Source organism: Streptomyces clavifer (genome assembly GCF_036345975.1).
Taxonomy (GTDB): domain Bacteria; phylum Actinomycetota; class Actinomycetes; order Streptomycetales; family Streptomycetaceae; genus Streptomyces; species Streptomyces clavifer.
In genome coordinates this window covers 4,522,784-4,541,565 of sequence record NZ_CP107793.1, presented here as the reverse complement: position 1 = coordinate 4,541,565, position 18,782 = coordinate 4,522,784, and the positions used below count along the sequence as shown (strand labels likewise).

16 protein-coding genes are annotated in these 18,782 nt (G+C 71.8%); 6 read left to right on the top strand and 10 right to left on the bottom strand.

The annotated features are described in order from the left end of the window. Positions 1-20 precede the first annotated feature (20 nt). From OG927_RS19965 to glmS, 3 genes are read right to left on the bottom strand one after another with little or no spacing between them, the layout of a single operon-like run. On the bottom strand, positions 21-1,466 hold the full coding sequence (locus OG927_RS19965; RefSeq protein ID WP_330320567.1) for an NAD(P)H-hydrate dehydratase: 1,446 nt from the start codon (positions 1,464-1,466) through the stop codon (positions 21-23). A 4-nt stretch (positions 1,467-1,470) separates the two neighbouring features. Next, positions 1,471-1,839 (bottom strand): holo-ACP synthase, encoded by a 369-nt coding sequence (locus OG927_RS19960; RefSeq protein WP_056797727.1) that lies wholly within the window; start codon positions 1,837-1,839, stop codon positions 1,471-1,473. Positions 1,840-1,856: 17 nt separating this feature from the next. Further along, the gene (gene glmS, locus OG927_RS19955; protein ID WP_209469896.1) at positions 1,857-3,704 is read right to left on the bottom strand and encodes a glutamine--fructose-6-phosphate transaminase (isomerizing); all 1,848 of its coding nucleotides are present in this window, start codon (positions 3,702-3,704) and stop codon (positions 1,857-1,859) included. Between the two features lie 211 nt (positions 3,705-3,915). Between glmS and OG927_RS19950 the strand changes: the two genes are divergently transcribed. Together OG927_RS19950 and OG927_RS19945 are read left to right on the top strand one after the other, a co-directional pair. Further along, positions 3,916-4,863: a hypothetical protein gene (locus OG927_RS19950; protein WP_124281380.1), complete on the top strand. Its 948-nt coding sequence runs from the start codon at positions 3,916-3,918 to the stop codon at positions 4,861-4,863. 4 nt (positions 4,864-4,867) lie between these two features. Continuing rightward, complete coding sequence (locus tag OG927_RS19945; protein WP_330320566.1) at positions 4,868-6,655, top strand: M16 family metallopeptidase; 1,788 nt, start codon at positions 4,868-4,870, stop codon at positions 6,653-6,655. Between the two features lie 147 nt (positions 6,656-6,802). On the opposite strand, the gene OG927_RS19940 is transcribed toward OG927_RS19945, so the two are convergent. Beyond that, positions 6,803-7,588 carry a hypothetical protein gene (locus OG927_RS19940; RefSeq protein ID WP_107103322.1) on the bottom strand — a complete coding sequence of 262 codons (786 nt, stop codon included), beginning with the start codon at positions 7,586-7,588 and terminating at the stop codon, positions 6,803-6,805. Between the two features lie 383 nt (positions 7,589-7,971). On the opposite strand from OG927_RS19940, the gene coaA reads away from it, so the two are divergent. Beyond that, positions 7,972-8,964 (top strand): type I pantothenate kinase, encoded by a 993-nt coding sequence (gene coaA, locus OG927_RS19935; protein ID WP_056796530.1) that lies wholly within the window; start codon positions 7,972-7,974, stop codon positions 8,962-8,964. 19 nt (positions 8,965-8,983) lie between these two features. Then, the gene (locus tag OG927_RS19930; RefSeq protein WP_330320565.1) at positions 8,984-9,946 is read left to right on the top strand and encodes a DUF389 domain-containing protein; all 963 of its coding nucleotides are present in this window, start codon (positions 8,984-8,986) and stop codon (positions 9,944-9,946) included. 37 nt (positions 9,947-9,983) lie between these two features. On the opposite strand, the gene glmM is transcribed toward OG927_RS19930, so the two are convergent. From glmM to OG927_RS19910, 4 genes are all read right to left on the bottom strand, one after another. Further along, a complete protein-coding gene (glmM, locus tag OG927_RS19925; protein WP_124281382.1) occupies positions 9,984-11,342 on the bottom strand; it encodes a phosphoglucosamine mutase in 1,359 nt (452 codons plus the stop codon). 213 nt (positions 11,343-11,555) lie between these two features. Continuing rightward, a complete protein-coding gene (gene rpsI / locus OG927_RS19920; protein ID WP_056796543.1) occupies positions 11,556-12,083 on the bottom strand; it encodes a 30S ribosomal protein S9 in 528 nt (175 codons plus the stop codon). 45 nt (positions 12,084-12,128) lie between these two features. Then, positions 12,129-12,572, bottom strand: coding sequence for a 50S ribosomal protein L13 (rplM, locus tag OG927_RS19915; protein ID WP_031096418.1), 444 nt, complete (start codon positions 12,570-12,572; stop codon positions 12,129-12,131). Between the two features lie 226 nt (positions 12,573-12,798). Beyond that, on the bottom strand, positions 12,799-14,418 hold the full coding sequence (locus OG927_RS19910; RefSeq protein WP_056796547.1) for an ATP-binding cassette domain-containing protein: 1,620 nt from the start codon (positions 14,416-14,418) through the stop codon (positions 12,799-12,801). A gap of 67 nt (positions 14,419-14,485) precedes the next feature. Between OG927_RS19910 and OG927_RS19905 the strand changes: the two genes are divergently transcribed. Both OG927_RS19905 and OG927_RS19900 read left to right on the top strand, forming a co-directional pair. Next, positions 14,486-15,331 (top strand): hypothetical protein, encoded by an 846-nt coding sequence (locus OG927_RS19905; RefSeq protein WP_124281383.1) that lies wholly within the window; start codon positions 14,486-14,488, stop codon positions 15,329-15,331. A 73-nt stretch (positions 15,332-15,404) separates the two neighbouring features. Continuing rightward, positions 15,405-17,294, top strand: coding sequence for a hypothetical protein (locus OG927_RS19900; RefSeq protein WP_330320564.1), 1,890 nt, complete (start codon positions 15,405-15,407; stop codon positions 17,292-17,294). Here OG927_RS19900 and truA read toward each other — a convergent pair. Together truA and rplQ are read right to left on the bottom strand one after the other, a co-directional pair. Beyond that, complete coding sequence (gene truA, locus OG927_RS19895; protein ID WP_330320563.1) at positions 17,263-18,117, bottom strand: tRNA pseudouridine(38-40) synthase TruA; 855 nt, start codon at positions 18,115-18,117, stop codon at positions 17,263-17,265. The two genes, OG927_RS19900 and truA, sit on opposite strands and share 32 nt — an antisense overlap. A 78-nt stretch (positions 18,118-18,195) precedes the next feature. Continuing rightward, entirely contained in the window at positions 18,196-18,702 is a 507-nt protein-coding gene (gene rplQ / locus OG927_RS19890) for a 50S ribosomal protein L17 (protein WP_056796563.1), read from the bottom strand. Positions 18,703-18,782 lie beyond the last annotated feature (80 nt).

The following is an 18,782-nucleotide window of genomic DNA, read 5'->3' as shown; positions in this document are numbered from 1 at the left end:
CCCGCTCCTGCCAGGGTGGATCAGGCCCGTACGTCCCGCCAGGCAGCGGGGACGGCGTCGGCGACGTCCTGTGCGGCGACCGGCGCCCCGTCCGAGGCCCGGCGGGCCGCGAGCCCGTGCAGATAGGCGCCCACGGAGGCCGCGTCGCGCGGGGCGAGGCCCGCGGCGAGCAGCGAGCCGGTCAGCCCGGAGAGCACGTCGCCGCTGCCTGCCGTGGCCAGCCAGGACGTGCCCGTCGGGTTGACCCGGACCGGGGCGTCCCCGGCCTCCGCGACCAGGGTCGTCGATCCCTTGAGCAGCACCGTGGCGCCGTAGCGCGCGGCCAGTTCGCGTACGGCGGCGAGCCGCCCCGCCTCGACGTCCTCGCGCGGGACGCCGAGCAGCGCGGCGGCCTCCCCGGCGTGCGGGGTGAGCACGGTGGGGGCGGTGCGCGCGCGTACGGCGCCCGCGTCCATCAGCCGCAGCCCGTCCGCGTCGACCAGCACGGGCACGTCCGAGGCCAGGACGTCGGACACCGCCCCGGCCGCCGCCGGGGAGTCGCCGAGCCCGGGCCCGACCACCCATGCCTGCACCCGCCCGGCCTTCGAGGGCGGCCCGGAGTGCACGAGGGCCTCCGGATGGCGGGCGATCACCGCGGCGGCGCCGGGACCGGCGTAGCGCACGGCTCCGGCGCCGCCGCGCAGCGCGCCCGCGACCGCGAGCACCGCGGCGCCCGGGTACCGCTCCGAGCCGGCGGCCACACCGACGACACCGCGCCGGTACTTGTCGCTCTCCGCGCCGGGCACGGGCAGGAGGGCGGCGACGTCGGCGTACTGGAGGGCCTCCAGGTCGGGGCGTCCGGGCAGTTCGGGCCCCAGGCCGATGTCGACCAGGCGCAGCGCGCCCGCCCGGGTGGCGGCCGGGTCGATGAGGAGGCCCGGCTTGTACGTGCCGAAGGTGACGGTGGCGTCCGCCCGCACGGCCGCGCCGAGCACCTGTCCGGTGTCGGCCTCGACCCCGCTGGGCAGGTCGACGGCCAGCACGGGCGCGTGGCCCGTCGTGGCCGCGCGCACCAGGGCCTCGGCGTCGGGGCGCAGGCCGCCCCGGCCGCCGATCCCGGTGATGCCGTCGACGACGAGGTCGACAGGGCTCAGGCCGTCGGGGGTGTCCAGGACCTGCCCGCCGGCCGCGAGCAGGGCAGTGAGCCCGCCCGGGTGGACCTTGTCCGGGGAGGTCAGCAGGGCCCGTACGCCCGCCCCGCGGCGGGCCAGCCGGGCTCCGGCGTACAGCGTGTCGCCGCCGTTGTCGCCGCTGCCGACGAGGAGGAGGACGCGGGACCCGTACACCCGGCCGTTGCGCCGGAGCAGGTCGCCGCAGGCCACCGCCAGGCCGGCGGCGGCGCGTTGCATGAGGGCACCCTCCGGCAGCCGTGCCATCAGCGCCTGTTCGGCGGCCCGTACGGTCTCGACGCTGTACGCATGTCGCATGTGCTCAACCCTCCGCGATCACCACGGCCGACGCCACCCCCGCGTCGTGGCTGAGCGAGACGTGCCAGCTGCGCACGCCCAGCTCGGCGGCGCGGGCCGCGACCGTGCCGCGGACCTCCAGCCGGGGCTGTCCGCTGTCCTCGACGCACACCTCGGCGTCCGTCCAGAGCAGCCCGCCCGGGGCGCCGAGGGCCTTGGCCAGCGCCTCCTTGGCGGCGAACCGGGCCGCGAGGGAGGCGATGCCCCGCCGTTCCCCGCTGGGCAGCAGCAGTTCCCGTTGCAGGAAGAGGCGGTCCGCCATCTGCGGCGTCCGCTGCAGTGCCGCGCCGAAGCGTTCGATCTCCGCCACGTCGATCCCGACCCCGATGATCACGTACTCACCCTCATCCACTACTCCACGGTCACGGACTTCGCCAGATTGCGCGGCTGGTCCACCTCGTTGCCGCGGGCCGTCGCCAGTTCGCAGGCGAAGACCTGCAACGGCACGGTGGCGACCAGCGGCTGAAGCAGCGTAGGCGTAGCGGGGATCCGGATGAGGTGGTCGGCGTACGGGACGACCGCCTCGTCACCCTCCTCGGCGATGACGACGGTACGGGCGCCGCGGGCCCTGATCTCCTGGATGTTCGACACGATCTTGTCGTGGAGCACGGAGCGGCCGCGCGGGGACGGCACGATCACGACGACCGGCAGCCCTTCGTCGATGAGCGCGATCGGCCCGTGCTTGAGCTCGCCCGCGGCGAAGCCCTCGGCGTGCATGTAGGCGAGCTCCTTGAGCTTCAGCGCGCCTTCCAGGGCGACCGGGTAGCCGACGTGCCGGCCGACGAACAGGACGGTGTCCCGGTCGGCGAGCGAGCGGGCCAGCGCGCGCACGGGCTCCATGGTCCCGAGGACCTGCTCGACCTGGCGGGGGACCTCGGAGAGCTGGCGGACGACGGTGCGGATCTCGTCGCCCCACTTGGTGCCGCGGATCTGCCCGAGGTAGAGCGCGACGAGGTAGCAGGCGACGAGCTGGGTCAGGAACGCCTTGGTGGAGGCGACGGCGACCTCCGGCCCGGCGTGGGTGTAGAGGACGGCGTCGGACTCCCGCGGGATCGTCGAGCCGTTCGTGTTGCAGATGGCGAGGACCTTCGCGCCCTGTTCGCGGGCGTGCCGCACGGCCATCAGCGTGTCCATGGTCTCGCCGGACTGGGAGATCGCGACGACGAGGGTGTGCCGGTCCAGGATCGGGTCGCGGTAGCGGAACTCGCTGGCGAGCTCCGTCTCGCAGGGCAGCCGGGTGACGTGCTCGATGGCGTACTTGGCGATCATCCCGGCGTGGAACGCGGTCCCGCAGGCGATGATGACGACCTTGTCGACCTCCCTGAGCTCGCTCGGCGGGATTCGCACCTCGTCGAGGTGGAGCGTGCCGGAGGCGTCGATCCGGCCGAGGAGCGTGTCGGCGACGGCCTTCGGCTGGTCCGCGATCTCCTTGAGCATGAAGGAGGCGTAGCCGCCCTTCTCTGCGGCGGAGGCGTCCCAGTCCACGTGGTACGCGTGGACGTCGGCGGGCAGGCCGTCGAAGCCGGTGACGGTGGCCCCGTCCCTGGAGAGCTCCACGACCTGGTCCTGGCCCAGCTCGATCGCGTCCCGGGTGTGGGCGATGAACGCGGCCACGTCGGAGGCCAGGAACATCTCACCGTCCCCGACACCCACCACCAGCGGCGAGTTCCGCCGGGCTCCGACGACCGTGTCGGGAGCGTCGGCGTGCACCGCGACCAGGGTGAACGCACCGTGCAGACGCCGGCACACCTGGCGCATGGCCTCGGCGAGGTCGCCGGCCGAGGAGTACGCCTCCGCCAGCAGGTGGGCGACGACCTCGGTGTCGGTCTCGGAGGCCAGCTCGTGGCCGCGTCCGGCGAGCTCCTCGCGCAGGGCGGCGAAGTTCTCGATGATCCCGTTGTGCACGACGGCGACGCGGCCCGCGTTGTCGAGGTGCGGGTGCGCGTTGACGTCGGTCGGGCCGCCGTGCGTGGCCCAGCGGGTGTGTCCCACACCGGTGTTCCCGGCGGGCAGCGGCCGGTCCTTGAGCTCCTTCTCCAGGTTGAGGAGCTTCCCGGCCTTCTTCGCCCCGGCCAGCCCGCCGTCCGCGAGGACGGCGACCCCTGCGGAGTCGTATCCCCGGTATTCGAGGCGCTTCAGTCCCGCGACGACGACGTCCTGCGCCGACTGCCCACCGACGTAACCCACGATTCCGCACATATCGGCACCATAAGGCCCCTGCCCGCCGCTGCCCGGGGTCCGGCGTGTGTCGGGAGGTCCTGCGCACCGAAATCCACGTGACAGCCTGTCGGCGCAGGCTGCTAACCTGCGGCTTCCCCCCTCACCGTCGCCCGTCACCCGTCTGTGCCCACGCGTTCTCGAACCGGTCGAGTCCGCGTGTCCCACGGCCGCGCCCGCTCCGAGGATTGTCATGTCTCCAACCGTTCCCCCGATGCACGCGGAGTTCGATCCGTGTGTCAACATTCCCTCGCTCGCAGATCTGCGGGCGGCCGTCCGCGACAACGACTGGGCGAGGACCGAGGCCTACTTCGATTTCCTCGACGACGAGAGCGACCGGGCGATCGCCTCAGGGCTCTTCCACGACCTCGGCTCCAGTGAGCGCTTCCTGGAGCGGGCCGTCGCCGAGAACCCGGGCTCCCCGCTCGCCCGGACGCTGCTGGCGGTGCGGTACGTCTACGTCGGCTGGGACATCCGCAGCTCCTACCGCGCGGAACACGTCTCGCGTGACCAGTTCCAGGAGTTCCACGCGTGGCTGCGGCGCGCCGAGGGGCTGCTCATCGACGTGTGCGCCGAATACCCCACCTATGCGCTGGCCTGGGCAGCCCGGCTGAACACCGCGCGCGGGCTCGAACTCGGGGGGAGCGAGGTCCGGCGGCGCTACGAGCGACTGGCCGAGCATCACCCGCACCACATCTACGCGCAGACCTCGCTGCTCCAGCAGCTGTGCCCGAAGTGGGGCGGCAGCTGGGAGGAGGCATTCGAATTCGCCCGCGGCTGCCTGCGGTCGGCGCCCGCGGGCAGCCCGGCCGGCCGCCTGGTGGCCGAGGCCCATCTGGAGCGGTGGCTGGACGACTCCGGCGACAACCACAGCACCTACCTGCGCTCGGCCGAGGTCCGCGACGAGATCATGGCCGCTGCCGATGCCTCCGTGAAGCACCCGGACTACCGGCCCGGCTTCCACTGGGTCGGTGACCACAACGACTTCGCCGGGGCCCTGAGCCTGGGTGGCCACCACCGCGAGGCGGCGCCGTTCTTCCGGACCCTGGGCGACAGGGCCACCGAGTCGCCCTGGGGCTACGCCGGGGACAAACGCGTCCAGTTCCTCAAGCACCGCAAGACCGCACTGTCGAAGGGCTGAACCGATGACCCAGGAAAGCCAGACAACCCAGGCACCCCCGGTGACCCCCGAAGCCCGGATACCCGGCGCCACCGCTCCCGGCCCCGCCGCTCCCGCCGCCCCGCCCGTCGGCATCCGCGAGGCCGAGGTGGACGGCATCCGCACCGTACTGGCCGCGGGCTCCGGACCGGTGACGGCCGGCCTCTTCTTCCGGGTCGGGGTCGCGGACGAGACGCTCGCCACCACGGGTATCACCCACCTCGTCGAGCACCTCGCCCTGCACCGCCACGGCCTGTCCGACCTGCACTACAACGGCGCCACCTCCGCCACGTACACGCTCTTCCACGTCACCGGCACACCCGCCGAGGTCACCACCTATCTCAACGGTGTCTGCGCGGCCCTGCGCGACCTGCCGCTGGAACGCCTGGAGACCGAGCGCGAGATCCTGCGCACCGAGTCCGCGGGGCGCAGCCGCGGCCCCAACCACCAGCTGCCGCTGTGGCGTTACGGCGCCCAGGGGTACGGCCTCGGCAGCTACACCGAGCACGGCCCCTGGCACCTGACGGCCGACGCGGTCCGCGACTGGGCGCGCACCCGCTTCACCCGCGACAACGCGGTCCTGTGGATCACCTCGGACACGGTGCCCGAAGGCCTGGACCTCACCCTCCCGTCCGGCCCGCCCCACCCGCTGCCCGCCCCGGTCTCGATCCTGCCCGTCACCCCGGCGTACATCAGGGGCGACAGCGGCGGTGTCGTCGTGGACGGGATCGTCCGCCGCTCGTCGGCCGCGACACTCTTCGCCGAGGTGCTGAGCCGCGCACTCTTCGTGGACCTGCGGCAGAAGGGCGGCTACTCCTACGTCGCCGACGCCGACTACAGCCCGCGTGACAACGACTTCGCGGCGATCACCGCGTACGCCGACGCGCTCCCCCAGAAGCAGGACGCGGTGGTCGGCGGCCTGATCGACACCCTGGCCCGGCTGCGTGCCGGCTCCATCGAGCAGTCGGAGCTCGACGCGGCCCGCGCCAAGTACCTCAAGCAGTACGACACCCCGGACCTCGCAGCCGCCCAGTTGCCCTCGTACGCCCTGAACCTGCTGACCGGACACCGCAATCTCACCCCCGACGAACAACGGGCCGAACTCGCCGCCGTCACCCTGGACGACCTGCGCGAGGTCGCCCGCGAGATGCACTCCTCGGCCCTGCTCCAGGTCCCGGGCCGGGGCGCGGACTGGGCCGGATTCACGGAGGCGCCGCAGTGGTCACCCGAGGCCCCGCCGGCCCCGGGCACCCGGCACCCCTCCCTGGAGGGTGACTCCACGGTGCTGACCGTCTCCCCCGACGCGGTCACCCTGACCACCCCGTCCGGCCAGGTGGTCGTCCGCTACGACGCCTGCGCGGCCCTGCTCGTCCACCCGGACGGCGGCCATCACCTCACCGGCCTGGACGGCTTCCAGATCCGTGTGGAACCGACGCTCTACAAGGGCCTCACCCCGGCACGCACGGCGGTCATCGGCGCATCCGTACCGCCCGCAGCGGTGATCCACATGCCACCCCGCGCCCCGGACCGCATCCCCCGCCCGGACGGGGGCGGCACGCCACGGCGCCTCCGGTCCGAGCCCGTGGGGCCTGCACGCAAGGCACTCATCTGGCTGGCGGGGCTGGCGACCGCGCTCTGGGCGCTGATCGCGACGGTCGCCACGTCCCAGGAGCTGGACGCGCCGGAACCGGACCCGGCCACCATCGTCATCATCTGGCTGCTGATCGCGGCACCCCTGGGGGCGTTCCTCGGTCTGCGCCGGAAGCGCGGCTGACCACTTGCGCCGTCCGCGAGCGGTGCGGCGGCCCGCCCCGGCGGGCCGCCGTGCCGACGACGCGCGGCAGTCCGCCGCACCGCTCCGTCGGCACGGCGGAACCCTGATCGCTCAGTCCGTTCGCGTCATCCGCGCCGCCCGGGTCACTCAGCGCACGTCGACGTAGTCACCGGCGGCGGTCGCGGCGCCCGTGGTGGACCAGCCACCGAAGCTCCATCGCCAGTAGCCGTCGACGGACGCCTTGACGGTCGTCTTCAGCGCGCCGGTGGAACTGCTCTTCACCGTCTTGACGGTGGTGTAGGCGGAGCTGCCCTTCTTCCGGAACTGCAGCTTGACCGAAGCCGCGCTCACCCCGGTGTAGGAGTGCTTCACCCAGTCCGCACGCTTGAGGGTGCCGGTCACCGTGAGTGTCTTGCCCTTCGTCACCGGCTCCGGCGAGGCGTTGACGGTGGCCTTCGCCCACCGCTTCACCTGCAGGGTGCCGGAGGTGGTGGCGAACTGCTCCTTCTTGAGCCCTCCGTCGGGCTTCCAGAGCCGCGTCACGACACCGATCTTCCAGGCGGTGGCGTCGTTGTTCGAGTCGAACTCGTAGTACGGATCGATGTACAGAGTGCCCTCGCAGTCCGCGATCCGGGCACTCGTCTCGTAGCAGGTGTAGCTCATACGGATGTCGGCGTTCGCCTCCCCCACGGCCGGGGTGGTGTCGTGGTAGAAGAACGGCTGCGCGGACCACGCGAACCAGTCGGCCGTGCTGTATCCGGCGGGAAGGGTGACCCGGAAGCTGACGGGCGGCTCCTTCACGTCCGAGGTGCCCACCACGACGGGCTTGCCTCCATTGACGACGATCCGCGACACCGTGATCCCGGTGCCTGCGGCCTGTGCCGTCGGTGCTGTGAACGCCGAAAGGGCGAGTGCCCCTGCAACCACACCCACAGCACCGGTTCTGCCACTTGTCTTCATTCGCACCTCATGAGTCGCGTAAGGCCTACGGACCTGCCCGGCTGACCAGCCGTCACCTGCGGCAGGCGGTGCGGCAGGCTACCAACAGGGCGGGCGGTCGGTTCGCGCAGGGTGAGCGCCGCCGCTGTCCCTTAGTGCCACGGCGCAGGAACGGGCCGGGCGACGGGTACGGGCGTGCGGCCGACGAGCACTCCGCCGGACGTCCACCGGTGAGCACGGGTCGTGCACGGAGAGTCGTACGGCACCAGGAGGACCTGTACCCCCTCGACCGGAGATCGCGCCCGAGGCGCGCTCGGCGCCCCCCACGTGACCGACCCCACCCCCCACTCCGTTAAAACTCCCGCAACAATGAAGACGTGATCACTTCGCCCGCACGGAGCCCCCGCCGCACCGAGCACGCGCCGACGCCCTACGTCGACCTGACCCGGGCGGAGTGGAGCGCGCTGCGCGACAAGACACCGCTGCCGCTGACCGCGGAGGAGGTGGAGAAGCTGCGGGGCCTCGGTGACGTCATCGACCTCGACGAGGTGCGGGACGTCTACCTGCCGCTGTCCAGGCTCCTCAACCTGTACGTGCAGGCCACCTCCGGCCTGCGCGGGGCGCTGAACACCTTCCTCGGGGACGCGGGCAACGGGCACGGGGAACAGCGCGGGACGCCGTTCGTCATAGGGGTCGCGGGCAGTGTGGCCGTCGGCAAGTCCACCAGCGCGCGCATCCTGCAGGCGCTGCTGGCGCGCTGGCCGGAGCACCCCCGGGTGGAGCTGGTGACCACCGACGGGTTCCTGCTGCCGATGAAGGAGCTCGAGGCGCGGGGGCTGATGTCGCGGAAGGGGTTCCCGGAGTCGTACGACCGGCGGGCCCTGACCCGGTTCGTCGCCGACATCAAGGCCGGCAAGGACGAGGTGACGGCGCCCGTCTACTCGCACCTGATCTACGACATCGTGCCGGACGAGCGGCTCGTCGTGCGCCGTCCCGACATCCTCATCGTCGAGGGCCTGAACGTGCTGCAGCCGGCGCTGCCCGGCAAGGACGGCCGGACGCGGGTCGGGCTCGCGGACTACTTCGACTTCAGCGTGTACGTGGACGCGCGGCCCGAGGACATCGAGACCTGGTATCTGCATCGCTTCCGACGGCTGCGCGAGACGGCGTTCCAGAACCCGTTCTCGTACTTCCGCAAGTACACCCAGGTCTCCGAGGAGGAGGCGCTGGACTACGCGCGCACCATGTGGCGGACCATCAACAAGCCGAATCTGCTCGAGAACGTGGCACCGACCCGGGGCCGTGCCACGCTGGTGCTGCGCAAGGGGCCGGACCACAAGGTCCAGCGGCTGTCGTTGCGCAAGCTCTGAGTCCCCCGGGGGTCGTTCCGTGCTTCATCTGCGCCTCATCGTGCCCGCCGACCGCACCGACGAGGTGGTCGGGCTCCTGGAGCACACGGTCGGCACCGCCCATCTCGTGGTGCTGGCCGGAGTGGCCCGCAGCCCGGCCGGCGACGTGGTCCTGTGCGACGTGGCGCGTGAGTCGGGCGACGAGCTGATCGGCGCGCTGCGGGCGCTGGGCATCGACAGGTCCGGCTCGATCACCGTCGAGGACATGGACCTGACGCTCTCCGCGCGGGCCGACGAGGCCGAGCGGGAGGCGCCCGGTGAGGGTGCGGACGCCGTGCTGTGGGAAGAGCTGAGCGAGGTGACCCACGAGGAGTCGACCTTCAGCGTCACCTACGTGGCGTTCCTCTCCGTCGCGACGATGCTGGCCGCCTGCGGCGTGATGCTCGACAACGCGGTCCTCATCGTGGGCGCCATGGCGGTCGGCCCGGAGTTCGGCCCGCTGGCCGGGATCTCGACGGCGCTGGTGCAGCGCGCCCCGCGGCTGGTCGGGCGCTCGCTGTGGGCGCTGGTCGGCGGCTTCGCCGTGGCGATGGTGGTGACGGCCGGGTTCGCCTGGCTGATGGACGTCTTCGGGCTGTTCGACGCCGGAATGGTCACGGCGGAGCGGCCCAACACCGGGTTCATCTGGCATCCGGACTGGATGTCGTTCGTGGTGGCTCTCCTGGCGGGCATCGCCGGGACGCTCTCGCTGACCTCGGCGAAGTCCGGGGCGCTGATCGGTGTGGCGATCTCGGTGACCACGGTGCCCGCCGCCGCCAACGCCGCCGTCGCCTTCAGCTACCAGGACCTCCAGCAGACCTGGGGGTCGACGGCGCAGCTGCTGGCCAACCTGGGCGGCATCGTCGTGGCGGGGACACTGACACTGCTGCTCCAGAAGGCCCTGTGGGCGGCGCGGCGGCGGGCGGACCCGGCGGTGAAGCCGGGCCCGTCCCGCATCGACTGAGGGCCTGTCGGATGGTCCGGCGGGCCTGGAGGGCCCGTCAGCCCAGTGCGGACTTCACCACGTCGGCCAGCCGGCCGGCCACGGCGCGCGCCTGCTCGATGTCGGCGGCCTCGACCATGACCCGTACGAGCGGCTCGGTGCCCGACTTGCGCAGCAGGACGCGTCCGGTGTCGCCCAGCTCGCGCTCGGCCTCGACGACGGCGACGGCCAGCTCGGGCGAGGTGTCCACGCGGGACTTGTCGACGTCCGGGACGTTGACGAGCACCTGCGGGAGGCGCTGCATCACACCGGCCAGGTCGGCGAGCGTACGGCCGGTGGCGGCGACCCGGGCCGCCAGCATCAGGCCGGTCAGCGTGCCGTCGCCGGTCGTGGCGTGGTCCAGGACGATGACGTGGCCGGACTGCTCGCCGCCGAGCGCGAAGCCCTCGGCCTTCATCGACTCCAGGACGTAACGGTCGCCGACGGCGGTCTGGACGAGCTGGATGCCCTCCCGCTCCATCGCCATCTTGAAGCCGAGGTTGGACATGACCGTACCGACGACGGTGTCCTTGCGCAGGTGACCGGCCTCGCGCATGGCGAGGGCGAGCACGGCCAGGATCTGGTCGCCGTCGATCTCCTCGCCGGTGGCGTCCACGGCCAGGCAGCGGTCGGCGTCGCCGTCGTGCGCGATGCCGAGGTCGGCGCCGTGCTCGACGACGGCGGCCCGGAGCAGCCCCAGGTGGGTGGAGCCGCAGCCGTCGTTGATGTTGAGGCCGTCCGGCTCGGCACCGATGGTGACGACCTCGGCCCCGGCCCGGGCGAACGCCTCGGGCGAGACGCGGGCTGCGGCGCCGTGCGCCTCGTCGAGGACGACCTTCAGCCCGTCGAGCCGGTTCGGGAGGACGCCGATGAGGTGGGCGACGTACCGGTCGAAGCCCTCCGTGTAGTCGGTGACCCGGCCCACGCCGCCGCCGGTCGGGCGGGCCCAGGGCTCGCCGGTGCGGTGCTGCTCGTAGACCGTCTCGATGCGGTCCTCCAGCTCGTCGGCGAGCTTGTGGCCGCCGCGGGCGAAGAACTTGATGCCGTTGTCCGGCATGGCGTTGTGGCTGGCGGAGAGCATGACACCGATGTCGGCGCCGAGCGATCCGGTGAGGTACGCCACGGCAGGGGTCGGCAGCACCCCGACCCGCAGGACGTCCACGCCCGCGCTGGCCAGGCCGGCCACGACGGCGGCCTCCAGGAACTCTCCCGACGCGCGGGGGTCGCGGCCCACCACAGCCGTCGCCCGATGCCCCTCGAAGGTGCCGGCCTCGGCCAGTACGTGCGCCGCCGCGACCGAGAGCCCGAGCGCGAGCTCTGCCGTCAAGTCCGCGTTGGCGACACCGCGCACGCCGTCCGTGCCGAAGAGTCGTCCCACTGGTGTCCTCCGAAGGTGCTCCGAAACCGCAAAACCAAAGTAATCAAAACAGGGCATAGCGAGGCAAGGCGCAGCAGAATGAGGTGCGGCGAGGCCGCCAGCCCTATAAACGTCTTAAGCCGTTATACGCCCGGTAGCGCCGATAGACGAACGCCCCAGCAGCACGAGGTGTGCCGCCGGGGCGAACGTGTAAAGCAGTCGAGCAGGCGATATTTAGCGCTTGCTGTACTGCGGGGCCTTACGGGCCTTCTTGAGACCGGCCTTCTTGCGCTCGACCGCACGGTCGTCGCGGGAGAGGAAGCCGGCCTTCTTGAGCGCGGCGCGGTTGTTGTCCACGTCCGCCTCGTTCAGCGCACGGGCCACGCCGAGGCGCAGGGCGCCGGCCTGACCGGAGACGCCGCCACCCGAGATGCGGGCGATGACGTCGTAGCGGCCGTCGAGCTCGAGCACCTTGAAGGGCTCGTTGACTTCCTGCTGGTGCACCTTGTTGGGGAAGTAACCCTCGAGGGTGCGACCGTTGATCTTCCACTTACCGGTGCCCGGGACGATCCGGACGCGGGCGATGGCGTTCTTGCGACGGCCAAGGCCGGCGGCGGGCTGCGGGTCGCCGAAGCGGCCTGCGAGCGACTCGGAGGTGTACTCACCCTCGACGGGGACCTCCGACTCGAAGGTGGTCACCTCGGCGAAGGTCTCTTCGCCCTCGGTGCCCTCGACGGGCGTCTCAACAGTGGTCTCGGCCACGATTCTCCTCAGATCTTTCTTTACGTCTTTGGGGGGAGGCCGGAACTACTGCGCGACCTGGGTGATCTCGAACGGGACCGGCTGCTGCGCAGCGTGCGGGTGCTGGTCACCCGCGTAGACCTTCAGCTTCGAGATCATCTGACGACCCAGGGTGTTCTTGGGGATCATGCCCTTGATGGCCTTCTCGACGGCCTTCTCCGGGTTCTTGGAGAGCAGCTCGTCGTAACGCACGGAGCGCAGACCGCCCGGGAACCCGGAGTGGCGGTACGCCATCTTCTGGGTCTTCTTGTTGCCGGAGAGGTGGACCTTCTCGGCGTTGATGATGATGACGAAGTCGCCCATGTCCATGTGGGGGGCGTAGATCGCCTTGTGCTTGCCTCGGAGGAGGTTCGCAGCCGTGGTGGCCAGACGACCCAGGACGATGTCCTCGGCGTCGATGATGTGCCACTGGCGAGTGACATCGCCGGGCTTGGGGCTGTACGTACGCACTTCGTAGCCTTCGCTTCTTCAGTGGATGGGGTCCAGACACATGGCACCTCTGAAGCGACATGCAGCTGGGGCGCACAATGCCGGGGACGCTGCCCGTATGCGAGCCACTGGTAACTGCTCCAGAGAACCTACGTAAGGGCCCTTCGCGTGAGAACGACGAAGCCGATACGCATAACAGTCCTCGACACTACCCGCCCCGCCCCAGACGGGTCAAAACGCGCCGACCCTACCGTTCCCGCACGACCCGCCGCTCGTCCCAGACAGGCTCCGTGGACTCCCGCACCACCCCGTCCGAGCCGAAGACCAGATAGCGGTCGAAGGACTTCGCGAACCAGCGGTCGTGCGTGACGGCCATCACCGTACCGTCGTACGCCTCGAGACCGTCCTGGAGTGCCTCCGCCGATTCCAGGTCCAGGTTGTCCGTCGGCTCGTCGAGCAGCAGCGCCGTCGTTCCGGCCAGCTCCAGCAGCAGGATCTGGAACCGCGCCTGCTGCCCGCCGGACAGCCTCTCGAAGGCCTGGTCCCCCTGCCGCTCCATCTCGTACCGCCGCAGTACGGACATGGCCCCGCCCCGGTCCTTGGCGTGCTCCGTCCACAGGATCTCGACGAGCGTCTTGCCCTGCAGCTCCGGGTGCGCGTGCGTCTGCGCGAAGTGCCCCGGCACGACGCGCGCCCCGAGCTTCCACTCCCCGGTGTGCGCCACCGTGTCCCCCGCCAGCAGCCGCAGGAAGTGCGACTTCCCCGACCCGTTGGACCCGAGGACGGCGACCCGCTCCCCGTAGTAGATCTCCAGGTCGAACGGCTTCATCAGACCGGTCAGCTCCAGGTTCGTGCAGGTCACCGCCCGCACCCCGGTCCGGCCGCCGCGCAGCCGCATCCTGATGTCCTGCTCGCGCGGCGGCTCCGGGGGCGGGCCGGCCTCCTCGAACTTCTTGAAGCGGGTCTGCATCGCGTGGTACCGGTTCGCCATGTCGGGGCTGTTCGCCGCCTGCTGCCGCATCCGCAGGACGAGTGCCTTCAGCCGGGCGTGCTCCTCCTCCCAGCGCCGCAGGAGCTCCTCGAAGCGCGCGAAGCGCTCCTTGCGGGCCTGGTGGTACGTGGCGAATCCGGCACCGTGCACCCAGACGTCCGAGCCGGCCGGGCCGGGCTCCACGCTGACGATCTTCTCGGCTGCCCGGGACAGCAGCTCCCGGTCGTGGGAGACGAAGAGCACCGTCTTGCGGGTCTCCTTGAGCTTCTCCTCCAGCCAGCGCTTGCCGGGGACGTCCAGGTAGTTGTCCGGCTCGTCCAGGAGCAGCACCTCGTCCGGGCCGCGCAGCAGCGCCTCCAGGACCAGCCGCTTCTGCTCGCCACCGCTGAGGGTGCGCACCTCGCGCCACTGCGCCTTGTCGTACGGGATGCCGAGCGCGGCCGTGGTGCAGATGTCCCACAGCGTCTCGGCCTCGTACCCCCGCACCTCCGCCCAGTCGCTGAGCGCCTGCGCGTACGCCATCTGCGCGGCCTCGTCGTCCACGGTGAGGATCCGCTCCTCGGCCGCGTCGACGGCCTCCGCCGCCTTCCTGATCCCCGGCCGGGCCACGGACACCAGCAGGTCGCGCACGGTGCGCTCGTCGCGCACGGAGCCGACGAACTGGGCCATCACCCCCAGCCCGCCGCTCACCGACACCGAGCCGCCGTGCGGCTGGATCTCTCCGGAGAGCAGCCTCAGGAGCGTCGTCTTGCCCGCTCCGTTCGCTCCCACGAGGGCGACGACGGCCCCGTCGGCCACCCGGAACGAGGCGTCGCCGAGCAGCACCCGCCCGTCGGGTAGGTAGTACTCCAGATGGCCTGCTTCGAGATGTCCCATACACAGCATTGTCACGGCCCGTGAACCTCTGACCCAACCGGTTAACGGTCGGTCTAGGATTCGCCGCATGAGCTTTGGGCAAGGGGGGCCCTCCTGGGGGCCGGGAGACAGCGGGACTCCGGACTGGGCGGCGCTGGCCGAGGAGTCGGCGGCGCGGAGCCGGCGCAGGAAGTGGCTGATGATCGGCGGCGGCGCCGTGGCCACGGCGGCCGTGGCCGCGATCGTGGCCACGGCCGTCATCACGACCGGCGGGAAGTCCGAGCCGCGCACGAACGCGAGCGAGCTGCCGGGACCCGCGGACCTGCCCTCGGACCCCTCCGTGCCGCAGCCCTCCTTCTCCTCGGTGGCCCCGGCGCCTCCGCCGGACCCGAGGGACTACATAGGCGACGCCGGGAAGGACCGGGCTCCGGTCACCGTCGACGCCTTCTTCCCCGGCAGGAAGCTGACGATGGGCGACCGCGTGTACGCCAAGGGAGCGACGAACCGGACCACGAGCTGCGCCGCGACCACCCAGGGCGCCCTCGGCCCCATCCTCACGGGCAACGGCTGCGACCAGGTCATCCGGGCCACCTACAGCAAGGACGGCGTGGCGGTCACCGTCGGACTCGCCGTGTTCGGCACCGAGGCCGAGGCGAAGAAGGCGGCCCAGCAGGCGACCGGCGGCATCGCCTCACTCGAGGGCGCGGGCGTCCCCACCTTCTGCCGGGGCGGATCGATCTGCCGGCGCACCGCCAACTCCTACGGCCGCTACGCCTACTTCACCGTCGGCGGCTTCACCAGCGGCAAGAACGTCACCAAGGCGGACAAGGGCGTGTTCGCGGTCGGCGACGACCTGACCGACTTCACGTTCCGCCAGATCCACCACCGCGGCGAGGTCCAGGCATCGGCCGCCGCCGCGGCCCCCACCACCTGACCGCCGGGCACCGCCCGCCCGTCCCCCCACGCGCCCGTCCCGTCCCCTCCCCTGTCCCGAGGACTCCGCCGCCGTGCGTCTGACCGCCCTGTTCACCATCCCGCGCGTCCTGCGCCACAGCGATGCGATAGGCGCCGACCTGCCGCCCGACGAAGCCGTCGTCCTCGACGCCGCGGACCCCTCGCTGCGGGCGGCACTCACCGCGGCCGCCGCCGGTGACCACGCCCCGGCGGCCGAGCTGCTCGCCGCGACCCGCGAGCACGCCCAGTGGGAGCGCAGGGACGCGTGCGTCTCCGGGCTCGCCCGCGCCTCGCTGCACCACCCGGGCTGGCTGGACAGCTGGCTGGAGGAGTCGCCGGAGGACCCCGACGCCGTACTGGTCAAGGCCGACCAGTACGTCTACCAAGCCTGGAAGATCCGCACGGGGGCCCGGGCCCGGCATGTCGAGCACGACCAGTTCCAGGCGTTCCACGCCCTGCTGCGGGACGCCGTGCCGGTCATCTCCGCGGCTGCGGAGATGAACCCCGACGACCCCGTGCCGTGGCGCATCGCCCTGACCCAGGCCCGGGGCATCCAGGCCCCGCGCGAGGTCTTCCACTCCTACCTGGCCGAGGCGAACGACCGCGATCCGCACCACGAGGGCTGCCACGTCCAGGCGCTCCAGTACCTGTGCCGCAAGTGGTACGGCTCGCACGAGGAGATGTTCGCCTTCGCCGAGGAGGCGGCCGACCAGGCACCGCCCGGCTCCAAGCTGCACGCCCTGCCGCTCCAGGCCGTCGTGGAGTACCTGATCTCGGACGACGAGGTGGACGAGCCCGACCTGTACACCCCCCGTACCGAAGCCGCGGTGACCCGGGCCCAGGCGCTCTCCGACGCCTACGCGCCCGGGGACCGGGAGGCGGCCGGCTTCCGCAACCACCTGGCCCTGGTCCTGTGGTCGATGAACCGCTACGAGGAGGCGCTCGCCGCCTTCCGTTCCATCGGCGTGCACGCCACCACGTTCCCGTGGACCTACTTCGGCGACGCCCGTGCCGAGTTCCTGGAGGCCCGCTCCGACACCCGGGTCGAGCTGGCGATGAAGGTCCCCTTCTTCAGACCCTCGCCCAAGCCCCCGGCCGGCGACACCCCGGCCTGGGAGCAGGAGCAGGCGCCCCGGTCGGTCGCCATCGCCGCCACCGGCCCCGCCGAGGTCGCCCAGGCCGCACTGATCTGCGGCCACAGCCTGCGGACCGCTCCGGCGGGCAACAGCCACACCTACGTCGAGATCGTCCCGGACCCGGTACGCGGCACACGCGCCGCCCTGCTCCCCGAGGACCCGCTCACCTCCGCCGCCGACAACTTCACGACCGGCGAGGACTGGCCGGCCCTGGTCCTGCACCGCACCCCCGAGCGCAGCAGCTTCGCCCTCCTGCACCGGGGGAGGAAGGTGGCGTCCCACTCCTGGGAGACGGCCGCCCCGGCCGTCGACCACGCTGAGGCGACCGCCACGGCCGCGGCCCTGGCCCGCACCTACGGCCTGCCCGACCCCCGGCCCCTGGCCCACATCCTGCGCGCCGCCGGCGACCCGGCCCGCTACCAGAGCGCGCTCGTCGCCGCCCTGGGCCTCCCGCCGCTGCCCCCGGGGTACGGCGGCGACCAGGAGGTCCTCGCCGCTCTCCCGGGAGCCCGGGTCCTGGCCCGGCGGGGGTTCCTGGCAGGCATGCGGGACACCATGACCACGAAGGACGGCGTCCACCCCGGGACCCCCGCACCGGCCGCACCCCACCCGGCCCGGTGGTGGATCCTGCGCGCCCTGGGGCTGCTGGTGTTCACCGCGGCGGCCGTGTACGCCTGGTGGACCCCCGACATCGGCTGGTTCCGCTCCGCCGCCGCGACCTTCGTCGCCCTGTACTTCGCGGCCAAGCTGCGCCGCGCACTGCGCCACCGAAGGGTCAGCAGCAGCCGGCCCCCGGCAACGTCCTGACGTTCCGGGCCTCTTCGGCCCTGGCCGCCAGCAACTCGTCCGCCGGGTAGGCCACTTCCTCCAGCGTCAGCCCGTGCGGGCGGGTCACGTGCACCGCCGGGTCCCGCACCTTCGCCGCCAGCACCTCGGCGGGCCACCCGGGCGGCCGACGGCCGTCCCCGACGAACAACGCCGCGCCGATCAGTGCCCGCACCATGTTGTGGCAGAAGGCGTCGGCCTGCACGGTCGCCGTCAGGACCCCCGACGCCTCGTCCCGCAGCCAGTGCAGCTTCTGCAGCGTGCGGATGGTCGTGGCGCCCTCGCGCTTCTTGCAGTACGCCGCGAAGTCGTGCTCACCCACCATCAGTGCGGCCGCCTCGTTCATCGCGTCCACGTCCAACGGCCGGTCGTGCCACAGCACATGACCCCGCACCAGCGGGTCCACCCCGCCCGGCCGGTCCCCCACCCGGTACGCGTAGCGGCGCCACAGTGCGGAGAAGCGGGCGTTGAACCCCGCCGGTGCCCGGGCCGCCCGCCAGATCCGCACGTCCAGCGGCAGCCTCCCCGCCATCCGCCGCAGGAGCTTCTCCTCGTGCTCGGCCCACACCGCGGCCGGCAGGTCGACGTGCGCCACCTGCCCCCGCGCGTGCACCCCGGCATCGGTGCGCCCCGCGACCGTCAGGTCGTACGTCACCGAGGACCGCGTCACGGTCCGCAGCGCGTCCTCGATCTCGCCCTGCACGGTGCGCCTGCTGGTCTGCTTCGCCCAGCCCGAGAAGTCCTTCCCGTCGTACGAAAGGTCCAGCCGTACCCGTACGAATCCGGGCTCTGCTTCGTCACTCACCCGCGCATCCTCTCAAAACAGAACGGGCCCGCACCGCCCCGAAGGGTGGTGCGGACCCGTACCGGGGTCCAAGGACGCTCAGGCGTCCTTGGACTCCTCAGCAGCGGCGTCGGCCGGCTTGGCGTCCTCGACGGTCTCGGCCGGAGCCTCGTCCTTCTTGAGGGCGTCTTCCTTGACCGCACGCTTCGTCGCGGCCTCGGCCTCACCGGTGGCGGCCTGCGCCACGGTCAGGGCCTCGACGAGCTCGATGACGGCCATCGGGGCGTTGTCGCCACGACGGTTGCCGATCTTCGTGATGCGGGTGTAACCACCGGGGCGGTTCTCGTACCGCGGGGCGATCTCGGTGAAGAGCGTGTGCACGATGCCCTTGTCCGTGATCGACTGCAGCACCAGGCGACGGTTGTGGATGTCGCCCTTCTTCGCCTTGGTGATGAAACGCTCGGCGACCGGACGCAGGCGGCGGGCCTTGGCCTCGGTCGTGGTGATGCGGCCGTGCTCGAACAGCGACTTCGCGAGGTTGATGAGAAGAAGCTTCTCGTGCGCAGCGCTGCCGCCCAGACGGGCACCCTTGGCGGGCTGAGGCATGGTTTTCTCCTTGTGTGCTGCACCGGCCGTACCAGGTACCGGTGTCAGTTCCCGTGAAGCGGTCGCCACACGGAAGTATG